This is a genomic window from Paenibacillus sp. Root52, assembly GCF_001426865.1.
In the GTDB taxonomy this organism is placed as follows: Bacteria; Bacillota; Bacilli; order Paenibacillales; family Paenibacillaceae; genus Paenibacillus.
In genome coordinates, this window is record NZ_LMFO01000001.1 from 704246 (window position 1) to 728430 (window position 24185).

The window sequence follows — 24185 nt, forward strand, 5'->3', positions numbered from 1 at the left end:
GATTTCATCTCTAGAATGGTAATTATCTGTTTATTCATTATACTATTCGTTATAATTATGATCCCATTCTATGCAGTGGCCCTATCTTCCTTTAAACCCGGTGAATCATTAGTTAGATATGGTCTTAACCTAAGTTTGGATTTTGAAATCATGAGTTTTGATAATTTCATCTATCTGTTTACTGGACAACATGATTATTTTGTGTGGTTTTGGAACAGTATGATTTTAACAATCGTTCAAGTGGTTTTAACGCTTTTTGTAAGCGCATTTGTTGCATATGGTTTTGCGGCATATGATTTTAAAGGTAAGAATTTCCTCTTTATATGTGTTTTGCTCATTATGATGGTACCTTTCGAAATACTACTGGTTCCTTTGTACAGCCTAATTAATGATTTGGGAATGGTGAATAGCTATTCGGCAATCATTCTGCCCGGTATAGCCAATGCAGCGACCATATTCTTCTTCAGGCAATATCTACGAAGCATACCCAAAGAGATTATTCAATCTGGGCGGGTTGATGGCGCAAACGAGTATGCGATTTATTTCAGGCTAATTATGCCGATTATGAAACCATCCTTTGCAGCAATGGCCATTCTGAATGGTATGAATAGCTGGAATAATCTATTGTGGCCATTCATGGTACTCGGAGATCAGAGTAAGTATACACTTCCAATCGGTTTGAAAACGCTGTTAACTCCTTATGGCAATAACTATGACCTATTGATCGTGGGCTCCTTCTTCTCCATCATTCCAATTTTTATCCTATTTATTGCTTTCCAGAAATATTTCATAGACGGTATGACTGCAGGTGCTGTTAAAGGGTAGCATATATTATGATGAAGCAGGTGATAAGATGGAAATCCAACAACGAGCGTCACACGAAATTCAACCCTTAATTGAGCAAAGAGCTGATCCTTTTATTTACCGTCATTCGGACGGTTATTATTACTTCGTAGCATCCGTTCCGGAGTATGATCGGATTGAAATCCGTAGAGCCCAGAACCTTGAGGGGCTTGTTACATCAACGCCTGTAGTGATTTGGAAAAAGCGCGAGACGGGTATCCTTAGTGCCAACATTTGGGCACCCGAACTGCATTTTATTGATGACAAATGGTACGTGTATTTCGCTGCCGCACACACGACGGAAACGAATGAAGGCTTGTTCGACCATCGGATGTACGTGCTAGAGAATGAAAATGCCAATCCGCTCGAAGGCATTTGGACGGAAAGAGGGCAGGTTCGTACCGCATGGGAAAGCTTCGCCCTCGATGCCACTACCTTTGAGCATAATGGCAGCCGTTATTACGTATGGGCACAAAAGGATCCGAATATTGAAGGTAACTCTAATCTGTATATATCTAAAATGAGCAATCCGTGGACGCTGACTGGGTCGCAAACGATGATTTCGCTGCCGGAATATGACTGGGAGATTATTGGTTATAAAGTGAACGAAGGCGCGGCATTTCTTCGCAAGGGTAATCGCGTATTCCTCTCTTATTCGGCTAGCGCTACTGATTATAATTATTCTATGGGCTTACTAGAAGCCGATGCGGATGCTGATTTACTCGATGCCACCTCATGGCGCAAGTCGCAAGCAGCGGTTCTCTCGACAGATGAGAGCATCTCAATGTATGGACCCGGTCATAATTCCTTCACGGTGTCAGAGGACGGCGAAGAGGCGCTATTTGTGTTCCACGCAAGAACGTACAAGAACATTATAGGAGATCCGCTGTACGATCCGAATCGTCATACATTTGTGACCGAACTTTTGTGGACGGCAGACGGCAAACCCGATTTCCGCGGCTCTGTTGCAGCACTTGCACGTTCTGTACAGTGAACGAGTGTCCCAAACTTGCCACTCCAGTTATCCGGGAGGATCACATGATATAGTAGGGGCACGCGCTGATTACTCAGGACAATAACTTGTACTGAGTGCCAAGTTGGGGAATTACATGTTCCCATCTCCGATTAGAAAAGCGAAGTTATAAAAAAGAAACCGATCTTTAATCCAATTTTAGTAGGATTTAAGGTCGGTTTGTTCGTTTTTGTGAAGGGACGAAGTCTTCACGAATTCTGACTTTCAATTATGCTCTTCATATTTTTAATCGTTGCAAAGTGCATTGCTTCATGGTAAATCAGAAAACCCAATAATTGTTCTACATTTGTAAAGATAAGTCCAGTAGAAGACTTGTAGTGAGGATTGATTTCTTCCTTCAATTTGCTTGAAAGTACCGATTCAACCCTTTCCATTTGTTCCGTTAACAAGTCGATTATTTGAGACAAGGTGGGAGGCTCTATATTCCAGTCAGACGGTTTAGTTCCTGGATCAAACAACTTGCTAAAATTAGCAGGATATTTGGTTTCTTTCCCAGTAAGTTGGAAAGCGAACTTCTCATGTATAACATACATGTGGCCTAGATTCCATTTTATATTGTTTTTCAAACCTGTTGGAATTATTTCCGAGGCAGAGTCATTTATATTCCTCACATAATCAACTGCCTGACGGCGAACAAATCCCAATTGATCTGCGACAAAATTGCTCATGATATTGACCTCCCTTAAAGTCTAAACATAAGTTGAGACTCGTTTTGACAGATTTGCCAGCGTACGTGCAAAAAAGTATTCATCATGAAGTGCTCTACTCAGGATTAATCCCCCCTGAATACCAGCAATCGTTTCCTCTGAAATTTGGTCGGCTGTCTCTTTGGAGATGCCTGCTCGAACTAGTGCCGCGCTGAAGGCTTCAATCCATCTTACAAAATATTGCCGAATTACAGCAGCGAATCGATCTCTTGTTTCGTCCAAAGCGAATGCGCCAATAAGGCATATACGCTGACCCGATTTAAAATAAGTATCGACTTCTTGCCACATATGATCAATGGCTGCCTTGGGTTCATTCTTTTCGAGCGGTTCATAAATGTTCTTGATAAACCATTGATCAATATGAGCAAGAATTTCGGCAGCCATCTCATCTTTTCCGCCCGGAAAGAAATAATATAAGCTTCCTTTAGATAGACGCGTACGGGCTGTAATTTTACTCAAAGATGCACCTTCATAACCTAATTCACGAAATACCTCGGCAACGAGAGGGATGACATCAGATTTTTCAAAAACAGTGCGAGTCATAGGCCTAACTCACTTAGGCTTGGATGGTCAGCGGGACGTGTACCGAGAGGCCAATGGAACTTTCGTTCCTCTTCCTTAATCGGCATGTCATTAATCGAAGCAAATCTACGTTGCATTAAGCCGTCATCAGCGAATTCCCAATTCTCGTTCCCGTACGATCTGAACCAATTGCCACTATCATCACGCCATTCATATGCGAACCTAACCGCAATACGGTTATCCGTAAATGACCAAAGCTCCTTGATCAACCGGTAGTCCAGTTCTTTGGCCCATTTTCTAGTTAGTAAAGAAACGATTTCTTGGCGGCCTGTTATAAATTCGCTCCGATTTCTCCAATAACAATCCTCAGTGTACACAAGTGAGACGCGCTGAGGGTCTCGGCTATTCCAGCTGTCTTCTGCCATACGAGTTTTTTGGATTGCTGTCTCAAGAGTGAATGGGGGAGTTAGAATATTCATTACATTTTCCTCGCTTTCTGTACTGTTTGTATCAGTATAAACCGATCGGTTTATAAATGCAAGTTTGCATCCCTAATTCAATACCAATTTTGAATATCGGTTCAGATTCATAATGTACCAAGTAGCTATCAATCCTATGCAAAGTGGCTTTTTTTTGTGTACTATCAATGCTGAAGAGGGTGTTCATTCTTCCTATGCATATCCTATGAAATAATGAAAAAGCAGGACATCTCCTCAATAGGAGGCGCACTGCTTTTTCTCTCAATATGTTCTTTTTGCTAAAATCATCAGTCGAATTAAATTTAACCCTGCAAAAATTCGATCAATGCTGCATTAAATTGTTCAGAATGGGTCGCATTAAATCCGTGTGGTCCACCTTCGACAACGACGAGACGGCTGCCAGGAATGGATTCATGAGTACGTTGTCCACTCACCTCCAAAGGCACGATGGCATCGGAATCGCCATGGATAACCAGTGTTGGAATGTTGAATTTCTCCAGATCCTGACGGAAATCAGTAAGGGCAAAGGCAGCAATACAATCCAATGTGCCTTTAGGTGAAGCCAGAGCTGCAATATCACGGTTATAGATACGGAATGGTTCGCTCACAAGGTCTGTACGGTCTCCAGCAGCGAAAAAGTTGCTTGTAAAACCATCCAGGAATGCTAGACGATCGGTTTTTACCCCATTTTGGAATTCGGCAATCGTTGCATCATCCAATCCTCCTTGAGGATTGTCTTCGGTTATATAGAGATAAGGAGGAACCGCTCCCGCAAATACAGCTTTAGTAACGCGTTCTGTTCCGTAGGTTCCCACATAACGTGCAACTTCGCCGCCACCCATGGAGAATCCGACTAATGTCGCATCATGCAGATCAAGGTGCAGAATCAATTTATGCAAATCCGAAGCAAAGGTATCATATTCATAACCATCCCAGGGTTGAGAAGACTGACCGAATCCACGGCGGTCATATGTGATCACACGGTAACCCGCTTCAATCAGGGCTGGAACTTGCTTCTCCCAGGATCGTCCACTCAAAGGCCAGCCATGAATCAGAATAATTGGTTTTCCCGCACCATGATCTTCATAATACAGTTCAATTGGTTGTTCATTCTCTGTACCTACATTTACTTTGGCCATGATAAATACCTCCAATAGTTGTTATATTTTTTTATACACAAGTTATTTGGCTCAGAAACATAAAGGGTAATTGTTCATTTATCGCCTCACTTCGTATACCGTTTGTATTAGTATAAACCGATCGGTTTATATTTGCGAGTGCATGTTTTAGTGCGGGTACTCCTTTAGTTAACAACATACCAGATAGATTTAGCTGAATATCTTGAAGTCCATGTGGATGGTGTTGGTGGAGAAGCTTTATTTCACAGTGAAGATCAATCGGAATGAACCTTACCAAAAGTAGGTACAGATCATAAAATGAAAATGATAAACAACTTACTTTTGATCTGAGATATGTGTGGCTTCAGGATAACAGAATTCATGTTCGTAGATTTCATTGATCCTTTTCAGGACATTCTTCGCTTGCTCTTTGAATTTTAATTCCGTAATCTTACCTTTTATCAAAAACACGCCGGTTTCATTCTGGTGTTGCCCCAGAGCAGCTTCATAAAGCCTGCTGGCACCGTGAGCCGGTGGAGAAAAAAATAACTTCATTAAGGGAAGAACCAATAAAGGTAATCCAGATCTGGTTTCTTTCCTTAGTGTATTGGTACTGCCCGGGTCAACGCTACGGATCTTGATATTCTCCTGGGCAAGCTCTGGTGCGATGGCTTGGGTCCACAGTGAAAGTGCTAACTTAGACGTGGCATAGGGACCGATGAGCTTGCGAAAGACTTTAGGGTGCTCAAGGGTTTCAATAGTGAATTTTCTTGTAAATTTAACCGCTTCTGATGAGGTGTTGATCACCGTTTTTAAGTGTCCCTTTTTTATAAGTTCCTTCAATTCCATCAGTATAATGTACGGAACGACTGTCATTAGCTCGTAATGAATTTCACGTCCTTGTTTGGAAAAGCTCAGTGTGGGAAAAGAGCCTCCGGCGTTATTGAACAAAATATCAATCCGCTGCTCATTGCTTTTTATTTCTTCAATCAGTCGCATTAAGCTGGTGTAGTCAGATAGATCCTCCGTTTTATAAATGCGTAGCCTACCCGTATGGACTGCTTCTTGGATTAGTGTGTCGTCCGCTGGGAAGTCTGAGCGAATGATCGCAACCACTTGCCAGTCTTCCAATAGAAATTTACGGGTTAAGGCTAGTCCGATTCCTGCGCTTGCCCCCGATATTGCAGCAATATTTTCAGTGTGGCTTTTATTCATAGTGTGTTTCCTCCTCATATAGAGCAAATGCCTAACGAGGCATACTATATAACTTGGAGTCGACTCCAAGTCAAGACGGAGAAATTAAAAATTTCTCAAAGAATCAGAGAGTTGACTTGGAGCCAGCATCAAGATGTATAATGCGAAATAAACTCAATCCTCACGGGAGGGGATAGAATGAAGGAAGCTCAGACTTATACAATAAAACAACTTGCCACGCATACGGGCATATCTGAAGATACGATTCGATACTATGAAAAGATTTCGCTACTCCCTCGGGCTGAACGGAAGGGCAACGGGCATCGCGTTTACGGTCAAGAGGATATTGATACGATTAGGCTGTTATCTTGTCTGAAAAAAACGGGAATGTCATTGGATGAAATACGTCCATTTCTAGGAGTCTCCTCCGATGCTGATCCCGCAGAATATCCTGAGTTAGTGGAACTCTTCAAGAGGCACCGGGAAAATATTATGGAGCAAATCATCTCTCTGCAACAGGTCGTTGATCTTATTGACATGAAGTTAGAGAAGGGAAGATATCGACGAGATTGGACGACTGAAGCGCAAGACAACATCTCCTAAAACATATTAAAGTAGCTAAACTATGCCCCATGAAAGCAACTAATTAACCAAATAAGTGAACTAGTACAAATGCTATAGAAAGTGGGAAACAAATTTATGATTCCTATCGTATATGACCAGATTAACCATTGGGGAAGAGACGACGAATTTTTCCTAGCATTGTTAAAGAGATTAAAAATAGAGTCTATAGTTGATTTAGGATGCGGAACAGGAAGATGGACTACTCATCTTATTCAGTACGGTTATACAATTACAGCTATTGATCCCCATGAAGAAGCGATTGAAGTGGCAAGAATTAAAGATAATTCAGGCAATGTGAATTGGATTGTAGGAGATAGCTCAAATTTACAAATCAATACCTATGACGCGGTTGTTATGACTGCCAATGTTGCACAGGTATTTATTACCGATGATAGTTGGAAGAAAGTAATCTCAGACGTATTCCGATCCCTAAAAGTTGGCGGTCACTTTATTTTTGATATTAGAAACCCTTTGGTAAAAGTGTGGGAAGAGTGGGAGAAGGACAAGACTCCTGACTTAGCCAAAGATATGTTAAGTGGAGACCCTCTTGAGATCTATACAGAATATGAAGGGTTTGAGGGAGACATCTATACGTTTTATGAAACTGTGAAAAATGCAAAAACAGATGAAGTCCTCGTTCATGAGAAAATGCAGATAAGATTCCGAAATCAAGGAGAATTAGATGAGTCGCTGAAACGAACAGGGTTTTCGGAAATTAAAACATATGGCGATTGGGAATTTAAACATGCTAATTCTAAGAGTCGATCTTTTATTTTTCATTGTGTAAAATAGAAAAGCAGATTGATTTTTTAAATTAATTCTATCTAATGATTAAGCTAACGGGAAACAATAATAAAATCAAGAAAGCAGCTGGTCTAAGATCGCTGCTTTTATTTAACGTCGTTATTATATTTTTATTATGTGGAATGAATTAAAGTTACCAACCACTAAATTCCCTACTGCCCTGGAGAGAAGGTATAAAAGGTTAAATTTTTTTGAGTTCAATCGTTACGAAATAAAAGTTACAGATAATTCTCCCCAGCCTGGGAATTCAATGTAAGGGAATGAAGGTATGCGGAAGCTCCTATACAATGGGCTTAATCAAATATTCTTCTAAAAAAAACACCGTCTTTTAAATTCGTTAAGGAACCTGCGAGATGGTATTTTTATTATGAAATTTTCTTCTTCTATATATATGAAGATGTTCATACTTAATTCAGTTCTTCCTAGCTCTAATAAAGAATTATCCCACGTTTCAGTGAGGATTAATTTACATATGTCAGATAACTAGGACTCATGCAACTGCCCTGTCTCCTTGCGCCGCCAATTTATGAATACCAATGACAATGCAATTAATGTGAGGATCATCCCAAGTACTCGAAAACCTTCAAAGCTGAAGTTACCTCCCATTAAACTGCTAATCAGTATAGAAGAGAGAATGGTTCCCAGGTATCTTGAGGTATTAAATATTCCAGAAGCTACACCTATCATTACTTTTGGTGAACTTTTGAATAAGGCCGCTTGCATAGCGACACTGTTCAATCCGTTACTAACACCGAATGCAGCTAAAACCAGACACACACTGATAACTGGTGAATTCTGATCCAATGTTACGATCCACACAGATCCAAATGTCATCAGCATTCCGGACACAAGCAATGCTGGCCTGGGACCTGATTTATCGATCCATCGTCCTGCCATTGGAGAAGTAACGAGCGAGCACAAGCCTAAACTTAGCATGAGCATCCCCGTATGGAACTCGCTGACATGACGAACGATTTGCAAGTAGGACGGAAGCCCGAAAAAGAGAGAGTAAAACAGCAAGTTAACGACCAAGAATTCGACATTGACCCAAGTCATTGCAGGATATTTAATGAATGTGCGTATAGGAATAAAGGGTGCCTTCGCTTTTAACTCATGTCGCACGAAAGCTCCCAGACCCACGAAGCCAATCAGACTGACAATAACGTTGTTTAATGAAAGTTGACCAGACGATTTTGTGGACAATAACCCAACGAGCAGAGCAACCAGCCCCACGGTGAATAGGAGAACTCCTGGCGCATCAATCAAATCAGACCATTTGCGAAAGGACATGTTGCGAGCAACGGATGTCGTAAACGGAATATCTTTAGGAATATGCCTCCAAGCTAACAAAAAGCTTGTCACTACGAACGGAATATTAACCAAAAAGATGGCAGGCCAGCCCCACCAGTGAATGATGACCCCGCCAATTGTTTAGATGAAAGAGACATGCGCGTGAATTTATACATATGTACAAAATACGAGTTTTGTGAAACAGTATAATGAGCAAGTATTTATTATTATAATCTTTGTATTTCTTAGACTGTGTGACTGTGTGCCTTCTTGATTATTAATTCATACATTCATTCCTTATAATCATCAATTCAATTCCCCATACATTATAATTGTCATTTCATAAGTTCATCTCAATTTTACATTTTTTTTACGCACTCATCCAAATCACTTTAACTTGCTATAGATTACAAATCCATTTTTAGACCGGTCAATACTTTCATGAGTTTTATTGCGAACGATCTTAACCATATTATTACTTTTTCAATCCATAATCGTTTTTCCCAACATCGATTTGGCATCCGTTGAATCTGATCTTGGTCGTAATATATGGATAAATGTGTCTTTCGGTATATATCAGCCTCGTGATTCTTCTCATTTTGTATGGTTAAATATGCTAACGGCATTCTATATTCCATACATATACTTTCTTCTATTTCACCTTATGTTATACGTATTTATTCAACTTTCTTATATAGTAATTTGCAACCTCCCTTCTACGCAACTATCTTAACTTAAAGGATTTTTATGCCACTTATCATTGCCCATTATTCTATCCACAATGTGATATGCTTCCCACACAGCAGCGATCTCTAAACCTTCACACTCCTGCTGACTCGAATGTCGCATTTCACCTTTATGGTACAACGAATATCCACCTGACAATCGGTCAATTACACACATTGGCGGTGGCCAGGCTTCTTCTTCGTTCATAAATGGACGGTGGTCAACGACAGGCCACAGTCCTGACTTTAATACATCATCATACACACCTACTACAAATTGATAATTCTCTTCCTAAGGAGTATCTTCATAGGAACCCCCAATGTAACTATAAATAGCTATACATCCATCCTTGAACCTTCTGCCAAAAGCAACTTTGCCGTTAGGCAGATCAATGGCATATACATCTCCAAGTTTTGTTCTCTTACGTTTTATACTATCCATCTTTCTTTCTTCCTTTCTGAAGCATCAATAAGAAATACCCACCCGAGACCTAATATAAGATTGATCTTTGATCTGCTTGTAAGCGAATTCTGCTGTATCCATAACCGATATTTCAACGCCCCCTTCAGGCAATACATCGCGCTCTACCCGATACGTGCCAATACGTTCTCCGTCTGGCAAATACGTAGGACACACGATCGTCCAATCCAGCGTAGATTGTTGAAGCAATGTATATACTCGATGATGCTCTTCTGCTGCACGTGTTGACTTCCGTTTAGACTCGCTAGATTGATAACGGAGAAGCTCTGGAGAGATACTACTTTGCAGAATGCCGGCGGTTCCAATCGTAATGATTCGTTGTATACCTTCGTTGTACATGCTCTCAATGAGCAATGGCATACTCTCCGACAACGTTGTAGTTCCATCTGTATTTAAGGCACTAATTACAACATCTGCTCCTTTTATAGCATGCGCTAGATTTTCTTGATTTAATGCATTACCTACAACGACAGTAAGATTACGATCCTCAACTTGCAAATTATCTGGATTACGAACCAATGCAGTGACATGGTGTCTATCCTTGAGCGCTAGTTCAACGATATGGCTTCCTACTCGTCCAGTAGCTCCTATAATTACAATGCGCATAACATAAACCTCCTGAATTCTGACTAGATGCTGATGCAAAACAACTATTATTGATTCTATGGGGCAACTTATAAATAATCAACACTGTAGAAGATTAAAACCAATCCTACAATACACATGACCCAGGATGTTACGGAACTAGTATTTTGAGAAAAGTACTGCTGAAGGTATTCTAAAGGTTTTTGCATCCCAGATCCAACCCAGATATATAAAGCATATAGTAGGATTGGAAGTAAGATCATAATGATATTGTATGCCAGTAAGACTGGAATCCACTCGTACCAAACTAACGCTGAATTCGTCATTAGCGCGATTGCAGTAAAATATGGTAAAGCGGTACCTATTTCCACAATAGTTGTCGTCACTCCAAGCATAACCATGGATGAATTGGTTCTGCCTTTCTTCATGAGTACACCGGATGTTTGCTTTTTCTTTGGAACATAGAAGCTCCAGACAAACAAAATGCCCCCTATACTAAAAATAATCCAACTAACAACACGGTTCTGTATAAACGATGAGAACATATCAAAGAGAAAGCCAAATCCTAATTTAATCGCAACACCTGCTCCAAAATAACATCCAACGATCGTGAATAAATAGATCATTAATCTAGATCCTAATTTTTTCTTTTCCGTCAGAATTAAATACACAGTCACGCCTAACGTCGCTGGACTTAAGGTATCTAGCAACGATAACCCGCCGATAAACCATAATAGTTCAGTACTCATGCATCCCCTCCTGTATCAATACTTGATTGTTGAGACTTCATGGAGATGTTATACGCCTGCTCCATGTATTCGAGGACTTCTACATCTATAGGATATAATCCAAGCTGTTCTGATTCTGTTGGAGATTTGCGCATCTCCCATAGTTTGTCTAAGAAAGCATCTTCTCCTTGGTACTCGTCTTTCTGTTTCTCTAACATTCTACGAATTACGTTTTGCACACTATCAGAGGATGGCGATACTTGGGTTCTATGATATTTGGTAATCATGCCAATCAGACCAATCCATTCCATAGACTCGGGATTATCAGCATTCATTTTTGGAAGTTTCCCCCATAGATGCAGTTCTGCTTCATTAAACGTCTGTTCTTTAAATCGCTCGTAATTGCGCTTATCCTGCATAGTTAACTTGATTAGATTCTGAATGACTTGTTCTTGATTACCCTTCTCTAAGGCTAGGCCGCTTATAGCAGTACGTAGTAGTTGCTCCATTTCCTTTAATCTTGATCTTTCGTTTGTAATATACGTTAGCTGTTTAACTAACCCCGCAGTCCAGTTCCACTCCGAATCGGTCAACATCATTTTGATATCCGAGAGGCTATAGCCCAAGCTTTTGTAAAACTGGATTTCCTGTAGTTTCTGGAGATCTTCTTCCGTATATAATCGATGTCCTCCCACCGTTTTCGATGAAGAGATCAGCAGTTCAATTTGCTCGTAATATCTTAGTGTTCTAACCGTAATGTTCGTCTGTTCCGCCAATTCTTTAATATGTATCATTTGTTCTCCCTTCCTCTTCTCATTTTATTTTTTAGTTGTTGCAAATTTGATCAGATATCCTGCTCCCAACCCTATAACTACCATAGGTAGTGGATTATCAATCATCAGACCGATTCCCCCACCTACGATAACACATCCATATATGATCATATCTTCTTTTTTCATGTTTTCTCTCCCCTTTATAGCGATGTCATTATGATAAGCTGACTACGAATATTGCAAATTATACTAGATGACGTTACGTCACTTTCAAGGGGTATTGTATATTTTTAATGATTAAAATGTGTTTATCCATTGATTTAGTTTAGGGCTTGCAAGTGACGTTACGTAATGCAATACAATCAGCAGTAATTATGAAATGAGGTGGAATCATGAAACAGAAGAAGCCATGGCTTGTCTTATTGTTCATACTAAGTTTGATAAGCTTAATAAGTGCCTGTAGTACATATGAAACAGAGGAAAACAGACATAGCTCACTAAAAGGAATCGAAACCATCTATATCAATCATGGCAGCACCACAGTGCACCTCCATTCTGGTGATACAGATGAATTGCAGACTTCCTTTGTTTCCAACGACAACGGGTCAGGAGTCAATATCGACACAACCAAGAATCAGCTTAAACTATCTATGAAGAGCGATATAAGACGTTTATTAAATATCGGAGCAATGCCCACACTAAATGTGTATATTCCCTCCGGATATGAGGGCAAAGTCGTAGTGGATGGTTCATCTGGCCGAGTTAATGTAACGGATCTCGAGGTCATAGAACTTGATATTAGAGGGAAAAGCGGGAATGTATCCATGGATCTTCTCGATATCAAAACCAATATTAAAATTTCAGTCTCCAGTGGGAATGTGAACTTGAACGTGAGAAACAAAGATGCAGATGCGAACTGGCTACTTCAATCCAACAGTGGCAAGCGTTCGGTTGCTTTTACGTTAGATCAACATAGCTCTACGAGAAAAAAAACTTCAGGGCAGACAGGCAAGGGATCATTCATAGTAGACATTTCAACCTCATCAGGCAATATCCGTATTGACTAGGAGTAAAAGAATGACGCGTAAGCCCGAATGATCAGAGTTCATCACTACAGCATTCGGGCTTATTTATACGCTAACAATCGCTTTATATCAGCCAAACAACAAACAGCAAAAAGCCGATTCCTGAATGGAATCGACCAATACATCATCGAACATACATATGCTATTGACGATATTAAAGTGTAATGATAATTGGACCTTGTTTTGTGAGGATAATGGTATGCTCCATCTGAGCCACATGACTTTTCTCTGTTGCAAATGTCCAACCATCTTGCTTTTGGAATACTTCTTCTTCCAAGGTAGAGACAAATGGTTCAAATGCAATAACCATGCCTTCTTTTAACAGCTCATCATCAGAAGTATCATTATAGTTATAAATATGGTCTGGAGCTTCATGAATTGTACGTCCAATACCGTGTCCTGTAAGGTTTTTGATCACCGTCAGGTCATGTTGTCTTGCCGTTTGGAATACAGCTTTGCCGATTCCACTTTTTTTGGAACCCGGTTTTGCTTTTTTAAGACCAGCTTCGAATGCCAGTTTAGCCACTTCACAGACCTTAGTCCGTACTTCATCACCTTCACCTACGACAAAAGAAATCCCTGTATCTGCAAAATAACCATTTTTCGAGCCAGATACATCAATGTTCACGAGATCTCCTTCTTGAATTACACGTTCTCCTGGAATGCCGTGGGCTACTTCTTCATTAACGCTGATACACGTAAATCCAGGGAAATCATATTCGCTTTTTGGAGCAGAAACTGCGCCTTCTTTCTCAAATAGCTCACCAGCAAGATCATCAAGCTCTTTCGTTGTAATGCCAGGAACCGTTTTTTGGACTAATTCATCACGAATCATCGCTACGATCTTACCAATTTCCTTCAAGCCATTAAAATCTTCTTCTGTTTTTGCAATCATTATTCAGACCTCACTATCTTTTATCATCATTTCATCATTATATGTTATTGGCTTAACTCAGGTAATGTCACCCAAACACCGCATTAAACCATCATATCTAAAGGGGCACTGCTTCGCAACTTTTTTATAAAGGTTATGTGTTATTAGAGGCTATTTTTTTGACTTTTTAATGGTTCCTTCGTCTGTGATTACATAGGTAAAATAAGCATCCTCTGCTCCCCCAGTTTCGTCCGTCACTCGGAACGTCGCTGCATCTGCCGCCCGCTGTATGCCACCTGTGACGAAGCAAAATACGTTGTGCTCATCCTTTCCCCAATAACGATTGAACGCTTGAAAAGTCTGACCATCGATCCCCTTCACTGTACGCCGGCCATTAGCATTGTATAGCCCATGCTTGTCGTAAGCCCAGCTCTCTACCCCTTGATCGAACAAAAAAGTAAAGCTAGCACGATCAAGCTTCTTAGCTAAGGCTCCCCACTGATATACATGATCTTGATCAACTGCCCAGCTTCCGTTGTCTGACAAGATCGTGAAGCTCTCCGCGTCAGCGCCAGGTAATTGTTCGAGCACATAATCAGGATGACCAAACGGTCTGCTTGTTCGCACAAACTGTGCATGGTAGACGTGATTGTTGTCTTTCGAAAGCCCCAATGACCCTGAGGTTAACAAACATTGAAATGTGTCACGATCGGCTCCTACAACAGCATATCCATTATAGAAAATATTCTGCGCATCTCTCCCGAACAAACCACCTAGCGCTTCGAAAGTCTGCGAATCAGCTCTCGTAGCTTTTCGCCAAGTACAATAGACTCCTTCTGCATCTCGAGCATATTGATCATTGAACACTTCAAACGATGCAGGATCAGCACCTCTTACCAGATTATATACTAGCCGCGTCCCCTTCCTCCCGGAACCACCAATTTCCTCACAATAATAGACCGCTCGATCTGTCCTGTACCAATAGCCTTGTATCTGCTCTGCTCCATGTTCTGATTCGTTATAGTCAGGTTGCCACCACCCTTGAACATGAGGATGAGCTTCCTGTAACCAACCAAGCAATTCATCTTTACTACCATTAGCGTAGGATAACGATTGATATAGATGCAGCACATGATCCTTATCGGTACAGTAATCCATCCGAGCCACAGCGGTCTCGACATCAATATCATCCCACGTATGAAACCGATCTCCGTTCTTCACATACAGTCGTTGCTTGTCCTTAGCGAAATAAGGCGAGCCTGGCAGTAATTCGAAGCTAGCCGCATCCGATTCAGGGATTAGCTTGTCCTCCAGATAAACATGCATCGTGTCCAACCCGTAATCATCGTCCAGTACCCGGAATTCATCCGCACTCCGACTTACTAAAGTCACTTTGTTCTTACGGCCATCAAACCACCACACGCCCTGGACATCTCGTAGATAGCCAAATGGAATCCATCCGCGATAGAAGCTATGTATAACAGAGAAGCTGTCACCGGTGATCCCGCCTTTAATCTGCTTAGGCTCCCCCTCTGCTTGGTTCAACAAGACACGGTTCGCTTCAATTACAAACAAGCTCGTCATTTTCAACCTCCCATGAAGAAACTGGTTAATACTCTCATTTTATACCTGTAAGTCATTGTACGGCAAACAGTATAGGTTAGGTAAGTAAACGAACCGAAGCGATATGTCTTGGAAATGTATGACTTAAATTAACTTTGGACATCTTAACCAAATCATCCATGTTCTCAAGGGAGGCGAACCCCATCAATGCGATCAATGATTGGCTCAAACAGCTAGCACACAACTATGTTTTAATTGTAATCGCCGCAGTACTCTTCTTTGTAGTTAAAGCCATCATTGGTTACTACACGTATAAACACTACGACAAAAAATTAAAGCATATTACGGATAAGGTAGATCGTCTATTAGAGGAACTTAAACGGCATTAAGCAATCATTACTTCAGATGGAATCATTAAAAAGTTTCATAGATTATAGGGGAGGATACGCATGCTAGGGAACATTATCGTGGGATTTGTTATTCCTGTCATTATAGGTGGATGGATATTAAGGCGACAGTTAAAAATATTGCTCATTTATTATCCGCTAGGGATCGCAACTTCAGCATGCATTAACAGCGTGGGGTTTAATTTTTTCTGGAACATTCTACCCAACACGAGGAACCAATCCTATGCTGCACTTCCGATGGACTTAGGCATCTATCCGATGGCAGGTTGTCTGATGATATATGCTATTGTTGTGCATAAGAAAAAGCCTTGGCCGTCGATCCTTGTTGCAGCATCTACTCTAACTCTAATTGAATGGATCGCGAAGACCATGGGACACGTTGTTTATTTTAATGGATGGAATATCTTCTGGACGTTCTGCTCATATTTTCTACCGTTTGTACTCGCATATGGCTATTGTAGGATGTTTGCACATCTGTTGTATCCTGAAAGAACTTAGCCATACGAATGCGATGAACTATTTAATGACGCTCTTATCAAACCTGCTCCTAATGCGAACCAGGCTATGATTATTACAGGCATCCGAAATGACGAACGTGACATAACTAGATATTTAGATAAATGTATAAAGATCTAATCGTTTAGGAAACGCAGACGACGATGGAACCGGTTGATTCATATCTAAAAAGAAGAGAGCCCCTCAGGCTACGTTTTCCTCCTTGGGGCTTTTAAATATTGAGTTATTCTTCTTCCGTCTCAGCTTCAGGTGCACTAGGCTGCTGTGGCGCCATTAGACCTTGCACTGCACCCATAAATGGCTGAATAGACTTGATCATGCCGTAGCCCATTTTCACGACAGGCACGAAACGTTGAATCATACCGAACAGCCGCATACCTCCGCCCAGCATACCGCCAGCCGAAGTCGCTCCTCCTAACCCGCCTAATAGTGAACCCATCATTGGCATGAAGGATGAGACCTGCGCGTGCGAAGCAGTACGCGTATAGTTGGACGTTTTACGTGTGCCGTTAACCCGTTTGCGGCGGTTGTTAGAACGAACGCCCGTACCATGACTGCGATTACCCTTGCTGCGTTTAGAGGAATGGGGCTTCCCACCGGATGATTCCGTGTTCGATATCTTGCCTCCCCCGGCAATCACCACGCCTTCATGTTTCACATCCTTAATGTAGCCGATATACGTTTCACCATTATGGAGAGTCACACATACAGGACGATCTTTATATCGCTCTGCCTTTAAGCGTATTGTATTTGGTTTAGCCATGCATTTTCACCTCGCTCCACTGAACTTACTTCAGTTTACGCGTTGGGTGGACGACTTGCCTGTGCGAATGGGACATCGGTGTTTGTTCCTACTCTACATATTCTCATTTGTGTATCCTACAAGTCGATGCATTTACATATGAAAAGCTTTCCAGAACTCGCCCTCTGTATTGATGATATCCTTGATCTGGATAAACGGAATGGTGAAGGTTGGGAATCCAGCGGCATAAGGTGCAATCTCATATGGAGCAAAATACAGATGCAGCGCATCTGCTGTCACAAAGAACGGCTGATCTGGGCTAATCCCCTCATACGTATCCGGAAACACATACGAATATTGTGGATCAGTCTTAATCTGATCAGCCACAATTCGACTTAGAACTTTGACATAATCACTGTTTGGCTTAAATAAGTCTTTGAGCTCATACATATGCCCATTCGTTAGATTAATAATGGCATAAATCATCGTAGGCATGCCATGTGCTGCACCAAACGGATAGTTGTACCCTGTAAGCTGTAATTGAAGCAACTGCTGCTTATAGAAGCTGATCTCAAAGTCACCCGTATAGGAATAATCTAACTTCTGATCTGTAGGAATAGGCTTAACCTGCGATAAAGCTTTTAGTTTGGCATTAACCCCCAGCTGCGCGGCTTGATCTGCCATCCCTTCAACTTGCGGATAATATACCAAGTAGTCTACGTTAGGCTTATACTTTTCCTCACGCACACGATACGGTGGATGGAGCGGGACGATCGTATTTTGTTTCCATACCACCTGTCCGCTTCGCTTCACATAAGATAGACGTTGATCGACATACGCTTTGATCAGATTCGGTGCTACGACCTCTAATGTTCCTGAGCCTTCCACCTGAGGATATCCTGGAGCAGGCTGACCGCTGCGATCGAGTAAATAAGTGCGTTTGCCATCTGACGCAGAAAGTAACCCTTGTTTAAACTGTCCCACTTCCCGATATGTGAATGGAGAAAGTAACTTTCCACCTTCATCTGCAATAGCATACAAGGAACCAATGTAAGGCTGTGCTGGATCAATCGCTTGACCAAGTGCAAACTGCTGCTCTCCAAGCTCCCGTATATCGTTATAAGTGGGCTGAATGACGAACTGTCCTTGCGGATTAATCACACCATAACTTGATTTGTAGTCCTCAGAGGTGTTAACGATCGCAAGACCATTATGAAATGGAAGTGCTGTGCTGAACTGAGGCTGAATAATAATGTTGCCGCGTTCATCGATGTAACCATATTTACCTGCTGTCTCCTTCTGAAATGCAAGCAGTCCGTCTCCTAGTGGGCCTACATACGGATAAGGATAGGTCGCGAGTCTATTTCCGTTGAGATCAATTAACGCATACTCGTTATCCTTAATCTGCACTACGGCTTTCCCTTGCTGAAAATCGTAAGCTGACTGGAACTGTGCCTTAATGACCTCTTGACCTGAATGATCTAGATAACCATATTTGCTGGTTCCACCACCTGAACTGCTGTCCGTATCGTAAAATAAAGCTCTTCCCTCAGACAAATCTGCAATAAATGGATAAGCACGTCGGGTCAAGACATGACCTTGCTCATTAATCATTTTGAATCCTTGGGAATCAATAACGATGGCTCGACCTTCCACATACGAATTAATGCTATCGTATATCGGCTGAACGACAAATTGTCCATTCAAATTAATGACGCCGGCCTTCCCATTCTGCACGACAACGGCAAGACCGTTTGACTGGAAATCACGCGCATCGTCTAGTACGGGCTCCAGTCGAACATGCCCTTGTTCATCCATATACCCCCACCGAGTCCCTTGCACGGTTCTAACGGAAACGGGATATAACCACGTGACCTCCCGCGCATGGCTGCCACTCTCCATAGCTTGTTTAATGCTTTTCTCAAGCGCAAGTAGTGCTTCTTTGGACGGATATGGGTCTGAGAAGCTTAATGCCTTCTGAACAGAAGCTAGTGCAGCAGGGAACATGCCTGCTTTATATTGTGCGTCTGCGAGGTAACTCCAGTAGAAAATATAGTCCGGATAATGCTGCGTGAGCTTCTCATAATATTGCACAACTTTGGGGAAATAGTAGGGATAGACATCCGGCGCAGATACCCACTTGCCATTTTGCCAGCGAATGATATCTACCCGGTAGGCTTCGCCTGTATCATGAATCCATAGTGCGATTTCTACTTTGCCATCTCGTCCATGCTGTCCAGGCATATCAATAATCTCTGCATGACTAAATACGACATCGTCCGGGGTTAGATCCTTCAGACCCGAATCCGTCCAATCGTATACAGCAAGTTTCGACCAGATGGCACCTAGCTGCCAGCCCACAATAAGATTATTTCTAGAGGTAGATGTAACTGGCGCAGCCGTCAGCAACGTAACCCGATATCCCAGTCCTTTGGTAAGCGACATCTTGATCCATTGCCCGTTGTAGAACTTCAGAATAAGTAAGTACAACTCACCATTCAACTGATAGACTGTAGCAATTTCGGGGATGCCATCTCCAGTCAGATCAGCAGCATAAATGGCGGGATGCTTCACCGGTTTATCAATTGTGACGACTGTTGCACCAGCCGGGATATGTTGATGGACAATCTGAACAAGTAGCGGCTCGCTTATAGACATTTTGGTTCCTCCCTTATGACCGCATTCGCCTAATGGTATGCGTCATCTATAGGGATATGACATGAAATTCACTTCCATAACTTACTTCCACGTTTACATAGAAAATGGATACAAAGTGTGAACATCTTGCGATATGTCCACGCATTCTTCTCTATTCAGTCTTCTACATTAAGATTCTTTATTCATCTTGCAGAGCTACCTTCTGTCCCTTGATAAGCAGATGACTTACATCGTGCACTGGAATCGTTGAGGGTGATATCCACTTGATGAGATCCTGATCCAGGCTAATAAAACCGGAGACCGCAGTAAGTCGCGAACCATCCTTTAGATAAATCTCCATACGCAGATCATCTAACGGAACCTTTTCTAGTTTGTCTCCTATAAGAGTAACGCCAATGGTGGAGAGCTGAATTGAGATCGGAACTTGTGAACCATCTGGATCAGTAAGCTGGGTGGCTCCCACTTTACGTGAAGCATCCATTTTGAGGTCAAACGTAGTTGTCCAGTTTCCCTTCAAGACTTCGGTGATGTTAGTGAAGCTCCCCTTAAGCTTTATCTGATCCAATTGACCGGCTGAGGATTGAGCAGATAAATCATACACATACTCAATATAGTCTCCTCCGTATCCCACGCCATCCTTCATGTAATGCCCATAGCTAATGGAATATTCAGGTATATCAAGCTTTTTTCCTTGCTCATTCGTAAAGTAGAAGTGACCATAATTGTACTCCCCGATCTCATTGTCTGGATTAATCTGAATGTGTAACTTATCATCAATAAAACCAATATTCGAAATATGCATCCACTCCATTCCCGTTATAGGAATCTGGGTTACATCTGGATGCAGTACAGGAATCTTGCCGCTCTCCCATAACTCATTACCAGCTTCACCGCCGAGTCCACTGATAGAATCAGTTTCCCTATCCAGGACATCATAGCTAAGGTTGTTCTTCTCATGCAGCAATTTGTCCCAATCCATGTGCACACGATATTCATCATTACGGGCTGCCCCTGACATCATCGTATTAATGCGAACCGTAATTCGTTGTGAGCTAACTTTTCCTTGAATGAGAAAGCGCACAATGGCCGTTTGCTTCGATTCATCGTAATGTACAACCTGTGCGTTATTTGCCCTTCCTCCAGAAACTCTGAAATCATAAATATCCAATGTATCGTCGATGCGATGCCCTGTCAGGTCAGTGAGCGCAACATAGATTTCCGTTGTGTCTCCGTCCCTAGCTGCACCTATCACTTCCATTCGGATGCCCTGATCTTCACTGACCTGATGCACCGGCTCTAGAATACTCAACCGATCCCCACTTAGAAAATGAAGAACTGAAGATAGATCGATGATTCCCACAGAAGCAGCAGCACCCGTCACCACACATAAAGAGAGCACAGCAGTAACAGGGATGAATATTGCTTTACGGATCTTTTTTCTCCGAGGTTTGGCTCGTGTTAGAGGTATAGGGGAATCTTGAGAAACAGCGGATGGTTTAACCATTTTAGCTTCATTCATCGCTACTCTTTCATAGAACAATTGCTTAATGTTAGTGAGATTCTGCTCCGTCAACGGTTGGTTGGATTCTTTCATCATGTCGCCTCCTTTACTTCCTACTGATCCACCATGCTTTCAATCGCTGTCTGGAACGATATAACTTATTGTGAATTTGCCTGACGTGCAGAGACAATGCTTCCGAGATCTCATGGGGTCGTTGTCCATCGTAAAAGCGGCGCTTCATGATCTCTCGTTCCGGCTCTGGAAAAGACTCTATTAATTGTTTAAGTTCCATATCGTTTTCCTTACTAATGAGCTGAACAAGCAAGTCTTCTGCATGCTGTGCATGAATCTCATCTTCATATGTAAGCTCAGATCTACGGTTTAGCTTTCGATAGCGATCTATAGCTTTATGTTTGGCGATCGTGGCCAGATAATTTTTGAGACTACTTCGACCGGATTGAAATGCATCTGGATTTTGCCAAAACGTAAAAAATGTATCTGCTACGCATTCTTCAATTTCCTCAGTCGATGCCCGATAGAGAATAGAATGAGCGACTTTCCATAACAAACCGGCGTAATGGTTCATCACCCATTCCATCGCATCAGGATCACCACTTGCTATTGCATGTCTAATCTGTTCTTCGTTCACGACTATAAACTCCCTCCTCTCTCGTCCTGTTGTGATGGCATCATATCCATATGTACTGACCCTACTATATTCGATGCGAAAACGACTTTTACTTACACAGATGAAAAAAAGATTTGCAGAGGTAAGAGCCAACTGCAAATCTTCTAAATTTTTAAATCATATGAAATTCATTGATTAGATTATAGCTACATGCTCGGATGAACCAAACTCTATATCGCTCAGATAAGCTTCACTACCATGTTATGGGGTGTCTTGCTTACTACTTAGCTGTACATATTGGGTCAGACGACAAAACTGAAATAACAATACATCTTCATCGCCTTCTCCAAGAGCGACTCGGCGACCTTCCTGGATCACATGGTCAACTAATTCGTGTAAAAACATCATCTGCAACTGCAATGATTCCTCCGCCAGTGGTTGCAGTACGTCCAGATCTCTCGTGCTAAACTGAGATAAACCTCGTAATAACAACTCTTCCGACCAACTCTCGAATCTCTGCATGAGGTAATTATAGTCTTCCAAGTCTCTTCATCCTTCCGTAACCCAGATCCAGCTTAAGACTGAATACAGTGCTTCCTTTCAGAAAACTGATAGGGACAATCTGCTGCTGCTCCACTCGGACAAAAGCATAGAAATGCTCTAGGGCTGCCGCACCATAGCCGGATTCCAAGCGTTTAATCGTCGTTTCCCAATCCGAGGCATAAGGTAATGTCAGCACGAGCTCTTCACTTGCTTCTGTCAACATCGTAAGCATAAGATCCTGCGTGCTTGGTTCGAAGTGATGCTCCAATATACGAGAGACCTTAAATATCGCGAGTCGCTCTTTAGGCGCAGAGAACAAGCTAACTTCCTGTGAATCATGACTCAGGATCGTCGAAGCTTGCTGTACCAGCGGCTCTACATTCACATTCTCTACTTCGGTCCGAGGGAGTATCGTAAGCTTAGCTCCCTCGCCAGAAGATAGCCTGTGTTCTTCATTTACTTTGACAGCGCGAAATTGCACTTCTTCTCCTGCAAACTGACGAAACGTCACCTGGGGCAGCCATGGAATGTAAGATCCATAATGTTCCGTATATGAGAATTCATGATCATCATAATAAGTGGCTCTGACATCGCTATACGTATAGATCTGCTGATCATCTAACCCATAGAAATAATACGTGATGCCTCGGAAGCCTGAGCGTGTCTCCCATGCATCTGCTCCTATTCCATACAAATGCAGCTCCGGCACCGTATAATATTTACTACGGAATCGACCGATAAGTTGGCTTTGTTGAATTGCCGACGCTTTTTCCTGTTCAAGGACGTGAAGTGCAAGATACAGCTTGCTTACTCGGCTTAGCAAAGTGTGCATAGAGAAGCGTACATGTCGGTTAAAGAACAACTGCAGCTCCCCCTGAATTCCACGTAAGCTACGCTCGATATCAGGTAAATTACCACTATGGGCTGTAATCGCCAGCGTTTCTAACTCTGCCATATAGGACCCAGGAAGGCGTGCTAAGCCTGTCTTGAGCATTTCAGCCAGGATAACACGACATTCCCTAACCGTCTGTAGTGAGAACTTCAGGTCGAATGCCTTGGTATTTAGAGATTCGGTATCATCTATCCCTTGTTGCATCCGGTAACGAAGCAACGCTTCGAGCTTAGCGATATTTCCAGCTGTCTGCTTCACCTTGCACAGAGCTTTAGCGAGACTGGGCTCTTCGGTGAATGAAACTTCGATGTCCTGACTCACAAGATGTACCGTAAGAAGCGAGTCTTCCAACACTTTTATGGCTTCAGGATATCTCAATCGGAACAGCACTTCTTCAATGACTGAAGAATTCAGTGATTTAATCAATGTTGTAAGATTGGATTCAACCATCCAGCGGAATCGGGACGCTGTGACTATAGACGATGAGGCTTGATCTATACGAACTTCATCAAGTTCATTGGCCTGATTTACGCCGGTTACGCCATCTGCTTCACCTTGCTCATCCGAATTTTTAATATCTGTCGATGCATGCTCCCGCTGATAATAGAGGATTGAAATTAACACATGCTTGCAGATCTGTTCAGATGGGCATGAACATTGCCACTGATCTAGCGTATCTTGCAACGTACACGTGGAGCCTTCACTTAGCTCACAACTGACGGATGTCTCGTTCCATGTGTAGTCTACCGTTACGCCGTTGTCTAACTCTTTTAAAGACCGCTTGTATAATCCCTTATTCGCATATCGAATCAAATAATCTTCAGTACATAAATTGGAGAATATCCGAAACTTCTGTTCAAATGAACTCAC

At 42.0% G+C, this 24185-nt stretch carries 25 protein-coding genes and 2 pseudogenes; 7 read left to right on the forward strand and 20 right to left on the reverse strand.

Going from position 1 to position 24185, the window contains the following annotated elements:
• Positions 1 to 15 precede the first annotated feature (15 nt).
• The gene (locus tag ASD24_RS02955; protein ID WP_056692519.1) at positions 16 to 825 is read left to right on the forward strand and encodes a carbohydrate ABC transporter permease; all 810 of its coding nucleotides are present in this window, start codon (positions 16 to 18) and stop codon (positions 823 to 825) included.
• Between the two features lie 28 nt (positions 826 to 853).
• Complete coding sequence (locus tag ASD24_RS02960) at positions 854 to 1837, forward strand: glycoside hydrolase family 43 protein (RefSeq protein ID WP_056691252.1); 984 nt, start codon at positions 854 to 856, stop codon at positions 1835 to 1837.
• 227 nt (positions 1838 to 2064) lie between these two features.
• Here the strand turns inward: ASD24_RS02960 and ASD24_RS02965 are convergent, their stop codons facing one another.
• The 5 genes from ASD24_RS02965 to ASD24_RS02985 form a co-directional block, all read right to left on the reverse strand.
• The gene (locus tag ASD24_RS02965) at positions 2065 to 2544 is read right to left on the reverse strand and encodes a DinB family protein (RefSeq protein ID WP_056691255.1); all 480 of its coding nucleotides are present in this window, start codon (positions 2542 to 2544) and stop codon (positions 2065 to 2067) included.
• Positions 2545 to 2565: 21 nt separating this feature from the next.
• Complete coding sequence (locus ASD24_RS02970; RefSeq protein WP_056691258.1) at positions 2566 to 3126, reverse strand: TetR/AcrR family transcriptional regulator; 561 nt, start codon at positions 3124 to 3126, stop codon at positions 2566 to 2568.
• Complete coding sequence (locus ASD24_RS02975; protein WP_056691261.1) at positions 3123 to 3584, reverse strand: nuclear transport factor 2 family protein; 462 nt, start codon at positions 3582 to 3584, stop codon at positions 3123 to 3125. The genes ASD24_RS02970 and ASD24_RS02975 overlap by 4 nt, the downstream gene beginning before the upstream one ends.
• A 302-nt stretch (positions 3585 to 3886) precedes the next feature.
• A complete protein-coding gene (locus ASD24_RS02980) occupies positions 3887 to 4723 on the reverse strand; it encodes an alpha/beta fold hydrolase (protein ID WP_056691263.1) in 837 nt (278 codons plus the stop codon).
• A gap of 315 nt (positions 4724 to 5038) precedes the next feature.
• The gene (locus ASD24_RS02985) at positions 5039 to 5917 is read right to left on the reverse strand and encodes an SDR family NAD(P)-dependent oxidoreductase (RefSeq protein ID WP_056691264.1); all 879 of its coding nucleotides are present in this window, start codon (positions 5915 to 5917) and stop codon (positions 5039 to 5041) included.
• A 177-nt stretch (positions 5918 to 6094) separates the two neighbouring features.
• Here ASD24_RS02985 and ASD24_RS02990 point away from each other — a divergent pair.
• Positions 6095 to 6496: pseudogene (locus ASD24_RS02990) on the forward strand (MerR family transcriptional regulator); the annotation flags it as partial.
• Positions 6497 to 6595: 99 nt separating this feature from the next.
• The gene (locus ASD24_RS02995; RefSeq protein WP_056691271.1) at positions 6596 to 7312 is read left to right on the forward strand and encodes a class I SAM-dependent methyltransferase; all 717 of its coding nucleotides are present in this window, start codon (positions 6596 to 6598) and stop codon (positions 7310 to 7312) included.
• Positions 7313 to 7807: 495 nt separating this feature from the next.
• Here ASD24_RS02995 and ASD24_RS03000 read toward each other — a convergent pair.
• From ASD24_RS03000 to ASD24_RS30670, 7 genes and pseudogenes are all read right to left on the reverse strand, one after another.
• Positions 7808 to 8752, reverse strand: a pseudogene (locus ASD24_RS03000) (MFS transporter); the annotation flags it as partial.
• 591 nt (positions 8753 to 9343) lie between these two features.
• Positions 9344 to 9604, reverse strand: a complete 261-nt coding sequence (locus tag ASD24_RS30880) for an immunity 26/phosphotriesterase HocA family protein (protein WP_235540304.1) — start codon at positions 9602 to 9604, stop codon at positions 9344 to 9346.
• Positions 9605 to 9631: 27 nt separating this feature from the next.
• Positions 9632 to 9781, reverse strand: coding sequence for a hypothetical protein (locus ASD24_RS30665; protein WP_200956122.1), 150 nt, complete (start codon positions 9779 to 9781; stop codon positions 9632 to 9634).
• A 24-nt stretch (positions 9782 to 9805) separates the two neighbouring features.
• Positions 9806 to 10444 carry an NAD(P)-dependent oxidoreductase gene (locus ASD24_RS03015; RefSeq protein ID WP_260985380.1) on the reverse strand — a complete coding sequence of 213 codons (639 nt, stop codon included), beginning with the start codon at positions 10442 to 10444 and terminating at the stop codon, positions 9806 to 9808.
• Positions 10445 to 10494: 50 nt separating this feature from the next.
• Entirely contained in the window at positions 10495 to 11154 is a 660-nt protein-coding gene (locus ASD24_RS03020) for a GAP family protein (RefSeq protein WP_056691282.1), read from the reverse strand.
• A complete protein-coding gene (locus tag ASD24_RS03025; RefSeq protein ID WP_056691285.1) occupies positions 11151 to 11927 on the reverse strand; it encodes a MerR family transcriptional regulator in 777 nt (258 codons plus the stop codon). The genes ASD24_RS03020 and ASD24_RS03025 overlap by 4 nt, the downstream gene beginning before the upstream one ends.
• A gap of 24 nt (positions 11928 to 11951) precedes the next feature.
• Entirely contained in the window at positions 11952 to 12092 is a 141-nt protein-coding gene (locus tag ASD24_RS30670) for a hypothetical protein (RefSeq protein ID WP_056691288.1), read from the reverse strand.
• A gap of 206 nt (positions 12093 to 12298) precedes the next feature.
• Between ASD24_RS30670 and ASD24_RS03035 the strand changes: the two genes are divergently transcribed.
• Positions 12299 to 12973: a DUF4097 family beta strand repeat-containing protein gene (locus ASD24_RS03035; RefSeq protein ID WP_056691291.1), complete on the forward strand. Its 675-nt coding sequence runs from the start codon at positions 12299 to 12301 to the stop codon at positions 12971 to 12973.
• Between the two features lie 172 nt (positions 12974 to 13145).
• Here ASD24_RS03035 and map read toward each other — a convergent pair whose 3' ends face one another.
• Positions 13146 to 13886 carry a type I methionyl aminopeptidase gene (map, locus tag ASD24_RS03040; RefSeq protein ID WP_056691294.1) on the reverse strand — a complete coding sequence of 247 codons (741 nt, stop codon included), beginning with the start codon at positions 13884 to 13886 and terminating at the stop codon, positions 13146 to 13148.
• Between the two features lie 150 nt (positions 13887 to 14036).
• Positions 14037 to 15449, reverse strand: a complete 1413-nt coding sequence (locus tag ASD24_RS03045) for a DKNYY domain-containing protein (protein ID WP_056691297.1) — start codon at positions 15447 to 15449, stop codon at positions 14037 to 14039.
• A 158-nt stretch (positions 15450 to 15607) separates the two neighbouring features.
• On the opposite strand from ASD24_RS03045, the gene ASD24_RS30885 reads away from it, so the two are divergent.
• Positions 15608 to 15817, forward strand: a complete 210-nt coding sequence (locus ASD24_RS30885; protein ID WP_082560284.1) for a hypothetical protein — start codon at positions 15608 to 15610, stop codon at positions 15815 to 15817.
• A gap of 60 nt (positions 15818 to 15877) precedes the next feature.
• Positions 15878 to 16333 (forward strand): CBO0543 family protein, encoded by a 456-nt coding sequence (locus ASD24_RS03050; protein WP_056691300.1) that lies wholly within the window; start codon positions 15878 to 15880, stop codon positions 16331 to 16333.
• Between the two features lie 241 nt (positions 16334 to 16574).
• Here the strand turns inward: ASD24_RS03050 and ASD24_RS03055 are convergent, their stop codons facing one another.
• From ASD24_RS03055 to ASD24_RS03080, 6 genes are all read right to left on the reverse strand, one after another.
• On the reverse strand, positions 16575 to 17114 hold the full coding sequence (locus tag ASD24_RS03055; RefSeq protein WP_056691302.1) for a hypothetical protein: 540 nt from the start codon (positions 17112 to 17114) through the stop codon (positions 16575 to 16577).
• Positions 17115 to 17246: 132 nt separating this feature from the next.
• Positions 17247 to 19751: a WG repeat-containing protein gene (locus ASD24_RS03060; RefSeq protein WP_056691305.1), complete on the reverse strand. Its 2505-nt coding sequence runs from the start codon at positions 19749 to 19751 to the stop codon at positions 17247 to 17249.
• 178 nt (positions 19752 to 19929) lie between these two features.
• Positions 19930 to 21348, reverse strand: a complete 1419-nt coding sequence (locus ASD24_RS03065) for a DUF4179 domain-containing protein (RefSeq protein ID WP_162248915.1) — start codon at positions 21346 to 21348, stop codon at positions 19930 to 19932.
• A gap of 10 nt (positions 21349 to 21358) precedes the next feature.
• On the reverse strand, positions 21359 to 21901 hold the full coding sequence (locus tag ASD24_RS03070; RefSeq protein WP_056691311.1) for a sigma-70 family RNA polymerase sigma factor: 543 nt from the start codon (positions 21899 to 21901) through the stop codon (positions 21359 to 21361).
• A 240-nt stretch (positions 21902 to 22141) separates the two neighbouring features.
• Entirely contained in the window at positions 22142 to 22423 is a 282-nt protein-coding gene (locus tag ASD24_RS03075; protein WP_056691313.1) for a hypothetical protein, read from the reverse strand.
• Positions 22410 to 24185, reverse strand: a complete 1776-nt coding sequence (locus ASD24_RS03080; RefSeq protein ID WP_056691316.1) for a hypothetical protein — start codon at positions 24183 to 24185, stop codon at positions 22410 to 22412. The genes ASD24_RS03075 and ASD24_RS03080 overlap by 14 nt, the downstream gene beginning before the upstream one ends.